This window comes from Corynebacterium pseudodiphtheriticum (genome assembly GCF_023509295.1).
Lineage (GTDB): Bacteria > Actinomycetota > Actinomycetes > Mycobacteriales > Mycobacteriaceae > Corynebacterium > Corynebacterium pseudodiphtheriticum.
On the sequence record NZ_CP091864.1, the window covers coordinates 254,835 to 269,971 of the forward strand.

The 15,137-nt window shown below is 57.1% G+C and carries 11 protein-coding genes; 9 read left to right on the forward strand and 2 right to left on the reverse strand.

Annotated elements, in window-relative coordinates; genetic code table 11:
• Positions 1-27 precede the first annotated feature (27 nt).
• Complete coding sequence (locus L9H78_RS01115; protein WP_249620216.1) at positions 28-543, reverse strand: universal stress protein; 516 nt, start codon at positions 541-543, stop codon at positions 28-30.
• Positions 544-626: 83 nt separating this feature from the next.
• Here L9H78_RS01115 and L9H78_RS01120 point away from each other — a divergent pair, with 83 nt between their 5' ends.
• The 5 genes from L9H78_RS01120 to L9H78_RS01140 all read left to right on the forward strand — a co-directional run bounded on the left by L9H78_RS01120 (position 627) and on the right by L9H78_RS01140 (position 6,600).
• A complete protein-coding gene (locus L9H78_RS01120; protein WP_249620217.1) occupies positions 627-2,312 on the forward strand; it encodes a VanW family protein in 1,686 nt (561 codons plus the stop codon).
• Positions 2,313-2,375: 63 nt separating this feature from the next.
• A complete protein-coding gene (dcd, locus tag L9H78_RS01125) occupies positions 2,376-2,939 on the forward strand; it encodes a dCTP deaminase (protein WP_021352870.1) in 564 nt (187 codons plus the stop codon).
• Positions 2,940-2,979: 40 nt separating this feature from the next.
• The gene (locus L9H78_RS01130; RefSeq protein WP_283775218.1) at positions 2,980-4,392 is read left to right on the forward strand and encodes a UDP-glucose dehydrogenase family protein; all 1,413 of its coding nucleotides are present in this window, start codon (positions 2,980-2,982) and stop codon (positions 4,390-4,392) included.
• 397 nt (positions 4,393-4,789) lie between these two features.
• Positions 4,790-5,272, forward strand: coding sequence for a ferritin (locus L9H78_RS01135; RefSeq protein WP_049168537.1), 483 nt, complete (start codon positions 4,790-4,792; stop codon positions 5,270-5,272).
• A gap of 152 nt (positions 5,273-5,424) precedes the next feature.
• Positions 5,425-6,600, forward strand: coding sequence for an alpha/beta hydrolase-fold protein (locus L9H78_RS01140; RefSeq protein WP_249620218.1), 1,176 nt, complete (start codon positions 5,425-5,427; stop codon positions 6,598-6,600).
• Here the strand turns inward: L9H78_RS01140 and L9H78_RS01145 are convergent.
• The gene (locus L9H78_RS01145) at positions 6,584-7,306 is read right to left on the reverse strand and encodes an SDR family oxidoreductase (protein WP_249620219.1); all 723 of its coding nucleotides are present in this window, start codon (positions 7,304-7,306) and stop codon (positions 6,584-6,586) included. The two genes, L9H78_RS01140 and L9H78_RS01145, sit on opposite strands and share 17 nt — an antisense overlap.
• Positions 7,307-7,765: 459 nt before the next feature.
• Here L9H78_RS01145 and L9H78_RS01150 point away from each other — a divergent pair, with 459 nt between their 5' ends.
• From L9H78_RS01150 to L9H78_RS01165, 4 genes are all read left to right on the forward strand, one after another.
• Positions 7,766-10,309, forward strand: coding sequence for a YncE family protein (locus L9H78_RS01150; RefSeq protein ID WP_249620220.1), 2,544 nt, complete (start codon positions 7,766-7,768; stop codon positions 10,307-10,309).
• A gap of 235 nt (positions 10,310-10,544) precedes the next feature.
• Positions 10,545-11,528 (forward strand): ABC transporter substrate-binding protein, encoded by a 984-nt coding sequence (locus L9H78_RS01155; protein ID WP_021352876.1) that lies wholly within the window; start codon positions 10,545-10,547, stop codon positions 11,526-11,528.
• Between the two features lie 51 nt (positions 11,529-11,579).
• A complete protein-coding gene (locus L9H78_RS01160) occupies positions 11,580-13,913 on the forward strand; it encodes a hypothetical protein (RefSeq protein ID WP_249620221.1) in 2,334 nt (777 codons plus the stop codon).
• 82 nt (positions 13,914-13,995) lie between these two features.
• A complete protein-coding gene (locus L9H78_RS01165; protein WP_249620222.1) occupies positions 13,996-15,135 on the forward strand; it encodes a hypothetical protein in 1,140 nt (379 codons plus the stop codon).
• The last annotated feature ends 2 nt before the right edge of the window (positions 15,136-15,137 follow it).

Here is a 15,137-nt window from a genome sequence, read left to right on the forward strand (position 1 = left end):
AATCCTGGGGATGAATCATCCCTTAATTTAGTCGTCCCTGGTAAAGTATTCCGGATCGTCGTCCTCGTTTTCCGGTGGCACGACCAGCACCGGAACCCCGGCATTTCTCACGATCGTCTCAGCCGTCGACTGCGACCACAAAGCGCGGAATCCGGTCAGCGCGCGAGTGCCAGTGATAATCACGTCGACGTCGAGTTCTTGGGCCGCATCCACGATCGCCGAGGCGATGGTCGTGGCTGATTCCACCAGGTGCGCCTTGCCGTACATGCCGAGCTTTTCAGCTGCGGCGATACCCTGACGGCACACCTGCACGGCTTCGGCGTAGGCGGGATCGTCTTCCAGATTATCGGAGGTCATCGTCGCCTGGTGCATGCCGGTGCGCGAGGCAGCGCGGGCTTGCTGGCGGGCGATCGGCTCCCAGGCAGTCAAGATTTGCACGGTGCCGGGCTTGAGCAACTTGGCAGCGTATTCGAGCGCACGGTCGGCGTTTTCGGAACCGTCGTAGGCAATCAGCATGGTCTGTTCGCGGGAATCGGAACTCATAGCTTTCTATCCTAATAGCGTTGCGGGTCGAATTGCTGCAACCAAACTAGTACCAAGCTGTGTGAGCGGTTAGTCTATAAAGCGTGAATTCGGCTAAATCGAGAAGTCTCAAAGGTGTGGCGATTGTGCTCGGCGTCTTCGTCGGGCTTTTCGTCATTGCTGGCATTGCCTACGCCATTGATGTCTCCACGAATCAGGGCAAAATCCCGCGTGCGACGTCCGTGGGTGGCGTCGATATTTCCTCCCTGGAGCGCGAGGATGCTTTGGCCAAGCTTGACGACGAACTCCGCGAGGCAGAAAACGAACCCGTGCGTGTTACCGCAGGCGAAAAAACCACGGAATTCGTGCCAGCGCAGGCGGGGTTGCGTCTGGACTTGGAAGGCACGATTGCCGCTATTCCCGATGAGTCGATGAACCCACTTGTGCGCCTAGCCAGCTTCTTCCGCTCGACGAAGGAAGTCGACGTACAAACCGCCGAGGATCCGGCCGCGCTGAACCCGGAGCTAGACCGCATGGTCGGCGAGCTGCACCGGGACCCAGAAGATGGTGCGGTGTTCCTGGAAGCCGGCAACGTGGAACCGCGTGATGCCGTACCGGGCCAGGAAGTTGATCGCGCGCAGCTGCGAGAAGAGGTTGCTAGCTCCTGGTTGGATCCGGAAGGCATCGCGGTAGAGCCGAATGAGATTGAGCCGGTGATTAACCAGGATCAGGTGGATGCGATCGCCGAAGGCCTCGCTGCCAAGGCTGTCTCCGGCCCGCTGAAGGTGCACGGCCGCGAGAATATTACGGGCACGATTGAACCTGTGCGCGTCGGCGAGTTCGTGCATTTTGAAGCCCACGAAGGGCACTTGGAGCCGCGTGTCGACGAGTCCAAGGCCCGGGACATCCTGGGCGAAGGCCTGGCGGAATCTGAACGTCCGATGAAAAATGCTCGCTTGTCCATGTCTGGTGGCCAGCGTCAGGTCACCCCGCACGTGGACGGGGAAGTCATTGACTGGGAACAGACCATGGCCGGTTTCGCCGAGCGCGTGCTGGGTGATGACCGCGAATGGGATGCGATTTATCAAGACAAACCAGCGACGTTTACCACCGCGGATGCCGAGGCCTCGACCTTTGACCAGGTGGTCGGTGAGTTCACCACCAGTGGTTACTCCCCAGCCTCGGGTACGAATATTTCGGTGATCTCCAACGCGCTCAACGGCACCATCGTGTCGCCGGGCGAGACCTTCTCCGTCAACCAGGCCACCGGCTCGCGCACCGCCGCGCAGGGCTATGTGGAATCCGGCGTGATTTATGAGGGCCGCGCAGACACCGCCGTCGGTGGTGGCATTTCGCAATATGCCACCACTTTGTACAACGCGGCCTACTTCGCAGCCATGGAAGATGTCGCGCACACTCCGCACAGTTATTACATTTCTCGGTACCCGGCGGGGCGCGAGGCCACGCTGTACGACGGCGTGATTGACCTGAAGTTCCGCAATAATTCCAACCACCCGGTGCGCATTGAATCGAGCGTCGGCGGTGGTTCCGTGACCGTGCGTTTGATGGGCGTGAAGGAATACGAGGTGGAATCCATCAGTGGCGGTCGTTGGGCGCACACCAATCCACCGAAGCAGAAAGTCAGTGGATCCAACTGCATACCGACTTCCGGCATTCCGGGCTTTACGACGTCCGATACCCGGGTGATCCGTACCTTGGGCGGAGCGGAGGTATCGCGTAATACTCAGACCACCGTCTATGATCCGCAGCCGATCGTGACCTGCGGCTAGAGCTAATGTTTGAGCCAGTACCTGCCGGGCGTCGGCAAGCACTGGCTAGATAGGATAATTGCTATGTTGCTGTCTGATCGAGACATCCGTGCCGCCATTGATTCTGAACGGCTGGGCATTAGCCCCTGCGATCCGGAGCTGATTCAGCCTTCCTCCGTCGATGTGCGGCTGGACAAGTTTTTCCGGGTGTTTAATAACTCGCGCTATACCCACATTGATCCGAAATTGGAGATGGAGGATCTGACCACGCTGCGCGAAGTTGGCGACGACGAAGGTTTTGTGCTGCACCCCGGTGAGTTTGTGTTGGGCGCGACGCTGGAGGAGTTCCGCTTACCCGCAGATCTGGCTGGCCGTTTGGAAGGTAAATCTTCGCTGGGGCGGCTGGGCTTGCTGACACATTCGACGGCTGGGTTTATTGATCCCGGTTTTTGCGGGCACATCACTCTGGAGCTGTCGAATGTGGCGAATTTGCCGATCACGCTGTGGCCAGGCATGAAGGTGGGGCAACTGGCTTTGTTTGCGATGACCTCGCCTGCAGAATCGCCGTATGGCGCGGGAGCGTTGGGCTCAAAGTATCAGGGGCAGCGCGGGCCGACGCCGTCGAAGTCCTATTTGAACTTCCGCTAAATGGCCTGCGCTGTAGGCCGGTTCTAACTGGGGTTGTTGCGTGCGTCTTACTGTTTTTGGCCTGGGATATTTAGGGGCTACGCATGCCGCGTGCATGGCAGAGGCGGGGCACGAGGTGCTCGGCGTTGATATTGCGCCCGCGCGCGTGGCGCAGTTGCAGGCTGGGCGTGTGCCGTTTTATGAACCGGGGTTAGCAGAGTTGGTTGCCCGTGGCGTGGAATCGGGGAGACTGCGGTTTAGTTGCGATTACCAGCAGGCTGCGGAGTTTGCGCAGTTGCATTTTATTGCCGTGGGCACACCGGAACGCGCGGATAGTCCGGCGGCTGATACCAGTGCGGTGGAGGCGGTCGTCGGCAAGCTGGCGCCGCTGCTGCGTGGTGAACACGTGCTGGTGGGCAAATCTACGGTGCCGGTGGGTACGGCCGCGCGGCTGCAGGAACAGGCCACCAGTATTAGCCCGGCCACCGTCGACGTCGTGTGGAATCCTGAGTTTTTGCGCGAAGGGCACGCCGTGGCTGATACGCTGCGCCCAGACCGGATCGTGGTGGGAACGGGGGCAGAAAGCACTCCGAAAGGGGCGGACGCTCCGAATGGGGTGGGTTCAGCGCCAGCGTTGCAGAAATTGCGTGAGGTGTACCGGGCACCGTTGGAGCGTGGAACGCCGTTTTTGGTGATGCCGTGGGCGAGTGCAGAACTGGTGAAATCCGCAGCGAATGCCTTTTTAGCCACCAAGATTAGTTTTATTAATGCCATCGCGGAGGTCTGCGAAGCCGTTGGCGGCGATGTTGCCGCGGTCGCTGAAGCGCTGGGTTACGACGAGCGTATCGGACACGAGTATTTGGGTGCTGGCCTGGGCTTTGGTGGTGGCTGTTTGCCGAAGGATGTGCGGGCTTTTCGGGCGCGTGCCGACGAGTGCGGCGCCGGTGATGCGCTGGCGTTTTTGGGGCAGGTGGAGTTGATTAATGCCCGTCGGCGGCAGCGCGTGGTGCAGCTGGCCAGCGAGCTGGTGGCGCAGTCTTCGCTGGTGGCGCAATCTCCGAAGGCGGCAGAGCCTGCGGGGTCGGCACGGCCGGGATTGTCGGGCGCGGTAATCACGGTGCTGGGGGCGGCGTTTAAGCCGAATTCTGATGATGTGCGCGATTCCCCCGCCTTGCATGTTGCCGCTGAGTTGGCGCTGCGTGGTGCGCGGGTGCGGGTGTGCGACCCGCAGGCAGTGGAGAATGCGCGTCGGGTGTATCCGGGCTTGGAATATCCGGCTTCGCTTGCCGACGGTGTGGCTGGGGCTGATCTGGTGATTCTGGCGACCGAGTGGCCAGAGTACCGGGAACTGGACCCGGTGTGGGCGGCCGAGTTGGTGGCGGAACCGGTGCTGCTTGATGCACGCAATGCGTTGGACCTCGCGCGCTGGCGGGATGCCGGTTGGCAGGTTCATGCACTTGGCCGTGGCGACTGAAGTAGTTCCGCACGGCAGGAACTAGGAACGACGAGACCCGCGCACCTTTGAAGAATCCCCCCGAAATGGGGTGGTTTCCGGCGCGATTTTCGGTGGCGCTCGGCGTTGGCAAAAGGCTAAAAATGGTGCCGAGTGAGCTATCAAACCATGCGGAATTACTAATTTAGGTACCCCTATTTAGGGGCTGACTAGCGGATTTTGGGTTTCCTTTGTTAGGTATTCCTGCAGGTAGCAGGGTTGTATGCCCTAAGGTGGATTAGTAGAACCTATTGATTTATCTAGAATTCATAGGGTTAGCATTTCACGACATTGTTGGTAGTCTGGGAATCACAACAAAGCACACGGAACCGGATAGACGGTTTCGAAATTGATTTTCTTAGAAAGGTGTGATCGTTCCATGAACGAGAAGCTATTCAACTTGATCAACAAGCAGGTTACTAACGAGCACGGCGCTGCTTTGATTTACACCCAGCTGGCATACGAGCTCGACGAGCTGTCCCTGCCTGGTATGCGTGACTGGATGTTCAAGCAGGCTGACGAGGAGCGTGAGCACGCACAGAAGTTCGCTGACCACCTGCTGGATCGCGACGAGAAGCCACAGATCGGCGAGATTAGCGTTGATGATCTGAAGATCGAGAAGCCAATCGATGCTTTCAAGGCCGCCCTGGAGCACGAGAAGAAGGTTTCCGGCCAGATCCGCGACATCGTTCGCTTGGCTGACGAGATCGACGATGTTGACTCCCGCACTCTGCTGAACTGGTTCTTGGATGAGCAGATCGAGGAAGAAGCATCTGTTTCCGAGATCATCGACCAGCTTGAGCTGGTAGGCGACAACGGTTCCGGCATCTTGCGCATCGACGCTCAGCTGGCAGAACGCTAAAGTTTCCAAGAGCTAGTAAAAACTGGCTCTGAGAGCTCTGCTTGAAGACCTCAGGATTTTCCTGGGGTCTTTTTGCTGCTTGGGACCCGTAGTGGAATTTAAGGCTGGGGATCCGCAATGAAATAATTTAACTTACGGTAGCCTGTGCAATCATGAATGTGCTGCCGGGAAATGAAGATCAACTCCGACAAGAGCTAATACCTGCCGTAGGTGATCCCGCAGCATTGCAGCAAGCCTGGGAAAGAATTGCCGCTGGAGGGTTTCCGCGGCGCAGCACCGATGGGCAGTCTTATGTCTTCGCGGTGCGCTACAGCGAGTTGCAGGCTATGACCATGCAGTCTTTGCCGGCCTTAGTCGAGCAGAGAGAAAACGGGGTGCACCTGCACATCAATCGGTTGACGGACAAGCTGAAATACGAGCTGGGAATGATGAATCATCTGCCTGGTACAGATATCTGGACGCTCACAGTAGATGTCTCACAGCACTACCAGGGAAGCTACGGGTTCCAGCTGACTCACGGCCAGAGGACGCCAACGATGTGTGACCCGCATGCCATTCGCACGTTGTGGAATGAGGACGGCTTCGGACTCTCGGAGATCTCGCAACCGCTTGCGGTTTCTGACACCACAATGCAGGTGAGGAGAACCCATTGCGCTGGGGTGGATGTGTTGGTGTATCTGCCAGGAAAAGGCAGCCGTGCAGGGTTGCTCACGCTTTTCGACGGCGACAAGTGGTGCAAAACCAACCTGGTTGCATGCATTTCTGCGATCAACGAAGAAGCTGAGCTACCCGTCGCGGCAGCGTTAATTTGCAATGATTCTAACTCGCAGCGTGTGCAGCGGCTGGGCCTTGATGCAGAATTCTTAGCGGCTGTGTGTATGCAAGTGCAGGATCACGTCGGCAAGCTTATGGGAGAACTAGGGGTGGAGTTCGTTCCGGAAAAGAGTATTCTGGCAGGCCAATCACTCGGTGGGCTTGCGGCGTTGTACATTGCGCAGAAACACCCGCATGCTTTTCGTGAGTTGATTGTGCAGTCGCCGTCGCTATGGTGGAAGCCTGATAAAACGGCAGTGCCCACGGACAATAACCTGCAAAACAGCAGTTGGATTACCGAGCAGTTTTCGAAGCAACCAGTGATGCCGCGCTTGCGCATTGATGTGGGGGCGCGCGAGGATGTCGGGGTGGCGAAAGCTCATCTGCTCGCGTGCAAACTCAGCGATTGTGGGTGGCCACACCAGCTGCAGATATATGAGGGTGGGCACGATTATGTGGCGTGGAGGGCGCAGTTAGTGGCGCATCTCGGGGAGATTACTAGCAGTCGAGCGTAGCTCCACCGTCGATGCGTAAATCGTGCATCGTGATATGGCTAGCGGCTGGCGAGGAGAGAAAGTAGCAAGCCTGGGCGATTTCTTTGTCGGTCGCGACTTTCTGCAGTGGAATACCTAGCCGGAATTGCTCGGGGCTGCCAGCAATGATCGCGGAAAAATTATCGTCAGGTGATGAGTTTTCGCTCCACATGCTGCGCAGCATAGCTGTATCAGTAGAGCCTGGCGATACGATATTGCACCGGATGTGGTGTGGTGCCAATTCTAGCGCCAATGATTTTGCGAACGATGTCGCTGCTGCCTTGGACGCAGCGTAACTAGCCATAGTGAGCCGGGGTACTGCGGCAGCATTAGAACTGACGATCACAAGATTTGCTTGTCGACGAAAGTCTGCTGATTGTTCCAGCATGTGGCGTGTAACCACATTGGCGGTGTTGACTAACCCTATGACGTTGACTTCGAGGTGTTCTCGGATCGTAGCGGAGCTATTCAATGGAGTATCTGGGTGTAAAACTCCAGCGCAGTGCACAAGGCAATTAACCGGGCCATGAGCATTGACTGCGGTTGTTAACGCGCGGTTTAGCGCGGCGGGATCAGTGACATCTACTTCTGGTAGATCCCAGCTGCTAACTGCGTAATTGTGTGAACGGAAGAGTGTGGCGCAGGCGCGCCCGATCCCGCCGGTGGCTCCGGTGATAACTGCATGCATGTGTTCAGTTTCGATAAAAGCTGGCTGCGGAGCAACGTAATCTTGATCATAGCTGTGGCTAGCCTGACCTGTTTTCTATTTCGAATGGCGATTGTGGGGAGTGCAGCTTGTGGCGGGCGTTGTGTCGTGGTTTACCCCCACAAATTAACCCCTTGTTAAAAATTGTTCAGGCACCTGGCATTTAGGTGTTGATTGCCTTACTTATGATCTGAGCAGCGGAAATATCTCAATCTTTAGTTGGATATACAGGTTGAACGTTTTGGGGGTTATTGAGGCAAGGCTGATGTCATGAATTTAAGGTGCGGCAAGCCTTTATTGAATCGAGTTTGTGGTTTAACCTGTTCTCGACTTGGAAACTGCCAGAAGATTTTCAACCACTTCAGGCTATTGCCAGTTCTTAAAGATTCTCTTACAGGAAACCTTGCTGTGCGAGGGGGCCTGTTGACAGAAAGGTTTTGTGTGAAAAATCAGACCCCGAAAAAATGGGCCACCCAGCGAGCTCTCGCTGGTCTGATGGCAGCCAGCGTCGCCTTCGGTGGTTTGGCAGTTGTCCAGACCACCCCGGCGTTCGCACAGGATGCACAAACGTGCTCGAGTTTTACTCCACGCCCGGTCCGTGGCGCGGGAACTCTCACGGTAGAAGAGAAAAACTATAAACCTGGTGATGTGGTCACCGTCAAAGGAGCGGGTTTCACTCCGCGCGGTCAAGGCGGATTCCTCACTTTCAAGCTCAACCTGAATCAGCTGCACTGGGCAGCAGATCAGACTGCAGGCGCGGGCCTGCAACGAACTCCAAGTGAAACCGATCTACAATTCCAAACTGAACTGGTGGACGGTTCTTTCGAGACCCAGGTAGTGCTACCAACTACAGATACGCAAGGTAACCCACTGAAGTCTGGGAAATATGAAATTCGTGTGCTCGGTGGTGGAGATGGTAAAGACGTAGCGAGCATTGCCACGGAAATCCACGTGCTTGCCGAAGGCGATCAACCAGGCACCTGTGGAACTCTCGCAGAACCAGCTGCTCCTCAGGATTCGCAACCAGCGCCAGGTGCTGTAACTCCTCCAGCTAACCAGGATCCTGCCCCTGCTGTACCACCAGTACAAACCGACAACGCTGCCAAGGTTGTCGACGTACAAGCCACCACTTTTGGCGCCAACGGCCGTGGCACCAAAGCCGGCCAGGTAAATGTGAAATTTAAGCTGGAAGGCTTCCCAGCTGGCCAGGACGTTGTCGCCAAGATTGGTGATTCCAAGGTGAAGTTTGCTGCTGGCCGTGAGACCAAGGATTCCTTGCAGATTGGTGAGGATGGCACTGTCGAAGGCACCGCGATCTTGCAGCCTGGTCAGGCGCTGGAAGGTGAGCACACGATTGGTTTCCGCTCTGGTACCGAGAACCCTGTGCGTGCCGTAGCCACCGTGCAGGTTCAGTCAGCTGGCAACGTGACCAACGATGCCGCGCAAGGAGCCAAAGTCACGTTCACCGGTGTGAACCTGAAGCCAGGCTCAAAGATCACCGCCGTTGGCACCGCAGATACGAATTGGCTGGCAGAAGGCCAAAACGCTGTCGCTGACGACAAAGGCGTTGTCGAAATCAAAGACGTGCAGATCCCAGCCGACGCACCGTTCCGCGCACCAGTGCAGTTCAGCTACGAAGTTGACGGCGAAACCAAAACCCGTGAGCTGACCCAGCGGATCTCGGCCTCGCAGGCCACGCACAACGAGCAAAGCTACGAGATCAAGACCTCGGAGACCGCTCCTGGCTTGTACCAGAGCGCGGTTAACGACAAGGGTGAAGTCTTTGTCGCTCGCAGTGATGGACGTCCGCCAAAAGAAAGCGGTTCCATCTACAAGCTCGACGCCGCCACCCTGGAAGTCAAAGCAGAAAAGAAGCTGGAAAACGGCACCCCTGCTGCTTATGGCATCGGCCTGGACAATGAGAATGGCCTGGTGTGGATCACCAATACCCGTAGTGACCAAGTAGCTGTTTACCGCCAGGACAACCTGGAACTGGTGCACCAGTGGGATAAAGGAATCACCACTCACCCACGAGATGTCGTCGTCGACAAGACCACCGGTCTGGCTTATGTCTCGGTGGTTGACCGTAAAGCAGATGCCGGACGCATTGATGTCTTCAGCGCCAAAGAGAAGAAGCTGGTCCGCTCGATTGATGTTCCTGGCATGCCATCTGTGATGTCGATGGAGCTGGATCAGGAAACTGGAAACCTGTACACCGTTTCTCTGCAGAAGCCGAAGGCAGCCCGCATCAATGTACGTAACAACGACGAGGTCCAGGTTTTTGACCTGGGTGACAAGGTCGATCGTGCATCCGGTGTGGCATATGTTCCGGGTAAAGACCACCTCTACGTGGCTTCGCAGGGATCCGGCAATGTCGTGGTCATCAATGCAAAAGATGGTGCATTCATCAAGGAAGTACCAACTGGTGCTGGCGCATTGAACGCTGCCTACAACGCGAAAGACAACCGCGTATACGTCACCAACCGGGCGGCTGCGACCATCACTGTCATCGACGCGAATACGCACGAGGTAGTGGCTAACTTGCCAGCCGGTGCCAACGCGAACCACGTTACTGTCGGCCCGGATGGGTATGTCTATGCCGTTAATAAGCGCTCTCGTGCAGAAGGCGTGGACAGCGATCAAATCCATCGCTACAAGTTCACCGGGACCCCGAGTGATCCGGCTGCAGCCGCTGGAAACACGGAACAGCCAGGCAACGTGACGCCTCCGGCACAGGGACCTGCTGCGGGTGAAAATCCTCCGGCGGAGAACCCAGGAGCGCCAGCAGACCCGAAGGACACCAAACAGACATCTGGATCTTCGCTTTTCAAGCTGCCGCAATCGAAATCTTTCGATGACTTCGTCAAGTTGTTAGTAGGCGTAGCTAGCTTCGGTGGCCTGGTATTTGGTCTTGGTCAGCTGGTCAAGCACCTGGTGCACATCGGAATCATCCCAAGCCACCTGGTTCCGCCACACCTGCGCTAAAAACTAGCCAGTCTGTTTACTGCGTAACCGACCACCGCTTGCCGGAATGAGTGCTTGTCACTGTTACAGCGCAGGCACTTGTTCCGCGGTGTGTTCTAGATCTACTACCGTTCCTCCCATTACCACTGCGTTGCGGGGATAGTGCCGTCAATAGCGTGCATATCCCAATCCCCACCCCGATTATTTTGAACATGCGAAAGGCTATTGCGTTGCCATGAAAATACGCTCACATGCTATGAGTGCTCTGGTTGTGCTGGTACTCACCTCGTTGGGGCTTGGTGCCTGTTCGTCTGCATCGGGTGATTCTTCGGCTGCGGCAGTCGACGGGGAAAGTCGAGTGGTAGTAGATGTAGAAGGCACCGAAGTTGTCGTCCCGGAACACCCGGAACGTGTCGTCGCATTATCTGAACCTACTTTGGACGGCCTGCTTGCTTTGGGCGTGCGACCCGCAGGCACGGTGACTGGACGTGGCCAAGGCACGGTAGCGAACTACCTGCAGGAACAAGCCGGTGATCTCGAGTTGCTTGGTGCGGTTGCCCAACCAAATTTTGAAGCCATTGGTGCTGTTAATCCCGATCTGATTTTGGTCGATGCCACCTCCATCAATAACAACCCGCCGATCATTGCTGCTTTGCGTGAGATCGCACCAGTAGTCTTTACTGGCTACGCAGGCGGGGACTGGCGAGAAAACTTCGAACTGACCGCCGAAGCGATGAACATGGAAGAACAAGGCCAACACGTACTCGATGCTTACGACGAGAAGGCTGCGCAACTCAAAGAAGCATTGCACGAGTATCGCGACTCCACGTTCTCCGTGGTCCGGTGGCAAGGAAATTCCCCAGCTTTGATTTTGAAAGACCTGCCTGCCGGGCGAGCGCTGGACGATCTTGATCTATCGCGTCCGAGCAATCAGGATCGTGAAGGCCGTGGCCACTCCGAGCCGGTATCGCTGGAAAATCTGAGTGATATTGATGCGGATTATATTTTCTTCGGAACCCTGGGCGGTTCTTCGGTGGATAACCCAGAAGCCGGCGGAAACGCCGACGTCGACGATGCCATCAAGAGCATCCAGGAAGCGCAAAAAGTCCCTGGGTTCACGGATTTGAAAGCCTTCCAAGCCAACCGCATCATCCCGGTTGATGGTTCGGCTTGGACGTCCACCGGTGGTCCGCTGCTTATGCACAAAATTCTGGACGACATCAACGCCGCTTTGGTCTAGCACCCAGTAAAGCTCGCGCCCACACTGGCCCTCATTTAAGGATCGCCTCCCATGGTTTCTTCTCAGCTTTTTCTTTCCCGTAATCGTTTCTTTGCCCGCCCTGCTGTACTGGCTGGATTCTCCTGTGTACTACTTGCCGGATTGCCCGCGGTCGGGTTGGGTCCCAATACGCCACTGACCCCGCACGTCCCGCAGGCCCAGGCACAAACACAAAACCAGACCGATACTGGCACCATCACCGTGGTGCAGGCAGAAAAAGACGGCACCGTATTGCAGGTACAAAAAGACGTCGCTCCCGGTGGCCAAGCAGTGATCCGCGGACAGAAGTGGGGTGCCGGTTCCACCATCACCGTAAAACTGAACGTGGAAAACAACGCGCAGCTCACCCGCACCCAAGGCATCATTAACCACCCGGGTAATGGGCAGCCGGATCACACCATCTGGGCGCAGTTTACTGCCGATAGCAACGGCAATTTTGAAGAAAAAATCACGTTGCCCAGTAACCTGCAGGCCGGGCAAGCCCTGCGCGTCAACGCAGCCAGCGGCCTGATTGCAGGGCAAGAGCAGCATTCGTTGACCAGCCCGTGGTTGGTAGTCGGCGGGGTGGAATATGTGCCACCGAAAAAAGAAATCATTGAATGCACCAACACCACACCAAAACCAGAAATCAAAGCCGCAAAGCTAGCCGTGGACGGCAAAGTAAAAATCACCGGTACAGGTTTTTGTAATACCGAATCTGGTGGCGCGCGCGTGGCTTTCAAATTCAATGCCGGACAGGTAACCCGAACCGATGGCAAATACGCCAACGCCACGATCTGGCACGTAGAACAAGCTGATCCGAAAAACGGCACCCTGGACCTGGAATTGGACTTGCCGACGCCTGCGAACTCGAAAAATATCCTGCAGGAAGGTGAACACAGCATTCAGGTGTTGTCTGGGTCGCTGCAAGAAAACGATCCGGTTTTTACCACCCGGGTGCCTTTTGTCGTCGGTGAATACCGCCCGTCGGTGCCCCCGGAACCCGTCCACTATGAAGAGGACATTCCGAAAGGCAGCGAACATGACCTGAGCATCACTGAAAATAAAAATTCCCTGCGCGTAGCCGTCAAAGGCGGCAAAAAGGGCGACTGGGTTTTCGCCAGCACCTATATCGCTGATGGTTCACCACGCTTGCCCTGGGGAAATTATTGGGCACGTCTGGACGAAAAAGGCGAGATCACCCTGCCGCTGGACACCGTCAATGACAAACCAGTCCGTGTGCCGGAAGGCACATTGAAACTGGTGATCCAGAGTGGAAACCAAGACAATAAAAACGCGGTGCTGGGGTGGAACTGGTGGGAACCGAAGAATCCGACGGTTTCTGCACCGCGCCCAGGTACCTCGGGTAACTCGGGTACACCGGGTACTGGGAATAACGGCACGGCAAACCCAGGCACTGCCGGTACTTCCGGTACTTCCGGTACCGCCGGAACTGCTGGAGCAGCGGGTGGCACTACTGGAGGCACAGGTGCTGCCGGTCAGGCGGCGACATCTAAATCTGAGACTAAGCAGATCGATGAATTTACCGCTGCCGTAGGCACGCTGGACGGCGAGCTGAAAAAACTGCTGACACAGGTGGAAAACTCGAAACTCGTCACGAAACCCGACCCGGCAGATGCGGGCTATGCAGAAACGGCGCACTATGACGATGGCGCGTTAGCTACTGATGCCGCTTATGCCGATGAGAACTACCGGGTAGTGCAGGCTTCGACGGCCGATAACGTCAGCGCAGGTATCGCGCAGGCTCCGGCAGCCGGACAGGCTAGCGCTGCGAATAGCGGTGGTGCCCAAAATTCAGCGGGAACAAACTTCGCGGTTGATGCCTCGGCGATCCAGCAACCGGACAACCCTGCCAGTAATTGGCCAGCTAAGCCTGAGCACGAACCGAACCAGCCCGTCGACAAGCGCGAAGACCTGGATGAGAGCAACTCGGGTGGCCTGGCTGCTGTCTTTGACGGGGACTTGGTCTACATCCAACTGCCGACCAAGCAACCTGGTGATTGGGTATTCCTGCACATCTACATTGACGACAAAACAAAAACCACCCCGGTTGGTTGGGCGCAGGTCGACGAATTTGGCGAGATTGCCTTCGATACCTCTGGGCTTCCCGACGGCTCGTACACGCTAGCCATCAGCGACGATTCCGGACTGCTTGGCTGGGTGGACCTGGACCTGGGCAACCAGCTGGCGGAAAACAGCATGGGACGCACTGCAGCCAGCCCACGCTTGGCGACGGCCAGTGCTTCAGCCATGAGTGCAGAGGATTGGGGCTTGATTGCGGCTGGCCTGCTGATTTCGGTAGTCGCGGCGGTCGTAGTGGGCTTCGTGGCCCGAAAGAAACGTTGAATTGGCGCAACTCAGCAGCAAGCCAACAGCACAGTCAATCAACACGAGAGTCGCAAGACCGGATTTTAAAGAAAAGATGATCATGAGTGGGCAGAAAATCCTGCAAGCAGTACGCCGAATTAGTCTCGTCGCGGTGTTGTCCGGGGCAGTAGCAGCCACGGCTTTCCCCGCGGCGGCATTGCCACCGGGAGGAGCATCCGCGGATACGCCGGGTACGTCGACAAGCGTGAGCCCGCGGACAGTAGAACAATGCGGCACGCTCAACTGGAACGTCGCGGGTTTTCCTGCTGGCGAAACCGTACACATCAAAATTGACGACGGCGACGGAACCGATCAAGCCACCCATGGCGCGGGGGTCGTGCAGACCCAGCGCATTGGTAGCGGTGGTACGGCTTCTGGCTCGTTGCAGATTCCGTGCAACATGGCACCCGGCGGACACTGGTTGCGTTACCTAGCGACTGGTGGGGAAAACAACTTGGGGTATACCGCCCGCGCCGGTTCTGATTTCACCGTGGTGGCACGCGCTGGAGGTAATGCTGGTGGTGCTGGTGCGGCTGGGCAGCGCCCGCAAAGCCAGGCTGGTGGTGCTGGCCAAAACCAACCGGCACGCAATAACCAAGCCGGTGCGGCCCAGGCCAACCGTAACCAGCCAACACGCAACCAGGGACAAGCTCCGGCTCGTGGGCAAGGTCAACCGGCTGCGCGGAACCAAGGGGCAGGTGCTGCGGCACCAGCACGCTCCGGAGGCAATGCTGGTGCAGGGGGTGCTGCCGCCGGAGGTAGCGGAGCTGGATCTACGGCTGCAGGAAGCACTCGTGCTGCTGCGGGTAGCGGTGGTGGCGGTGGTGCTGCTGGCCGTGCGGCTGGTGCTGCCGCGCCAGCTGGAACAAACACTGGCGACGGCGGCGCCGCTGGTTCTGCTGGTGCAACTGGTACAGGAGCGATCGGCATCGACGGTGCATTCTTGGCCCAAGACGCGGGTACCGGTACCGCTGGCGTCTTCGATAAAAATGCGGATGATCCCTCGCAACCCAGCGCTATTTCCCAGGCCGCTGCCCAGCAAGCTTCTGGTGCCCGCGCACCAGTCATCGGCTTGTTCGTCGGTGGCGCGATTTTGCTGGTGGGACTCACCGCGATCAATGTCTGGGTGTTGTTACAACTGCGCCGTGACCGTCGGGAAGAGCAACATCAGCGCCCAACGCAGTATTTCCACGGCGGGTAGTG

Excerpts from the sequence above, each read along its gene's own strand:
- L9H78_RS01115 (WP_249620216.1), bottom strand. The coding sequence starts at position 543 with ATGAGTTCCGATTCCCGCGAACAGACCATGCTGATTGCCTACGACGGT.
- dcd (WP_021352870.1), top strand. The coding sequence starts at position 2,376 with ATGTTGCTGTCTGATCGAGACATCCGTGCCGCCATTGATTCTGAACGG.
- L9H78_RS01135 (WP_049168537.1), top strand. The coding sequence starts at position 4,790 with ATGAACGAGAAGCTATTCAACTTGATCAACAAGCAGGTTACTAACGAG.
- L9H78_RS01140 (WP_249620218.1), top strand. The coding sequence starts at position 5,425 with ATGAATGTGCTGCCGGGAAATGAAGATCAACTCCGACAAGAGCTAATA.
- L9H78_RS01145 (WP_249620219.1), bottom strand. The coding sequence starts at position 7,306 with ATGCATGCAGTTATCACCGGAGCCACCGGCGGGATCGGGCGCGCCTGC.
- L9H78_RS01155 (WP_021352876.1), top strand. The coding sequence starts at position 10,545 with ATGAGTGCTCTGGTTGTGCTGGTACTCACCTCGTTGGGGCTTGGTGCC.
- L9H78_RS01160 (WP_249620221.1), top strand. The coding sequence starts at position 11,580 with ATGGTTTCTTCTCAGCTTTTTCTTTCCCGTAATCGTTTCTTTGCCCGC.
- L9H78_RS01165 (WP_249620222.1), top strand. The coding sequence starts at position 13,996 with ATGAGTGGGCAGAAAATCCTGCAAGCAGTACGCCGAATTAGTCTCGTC.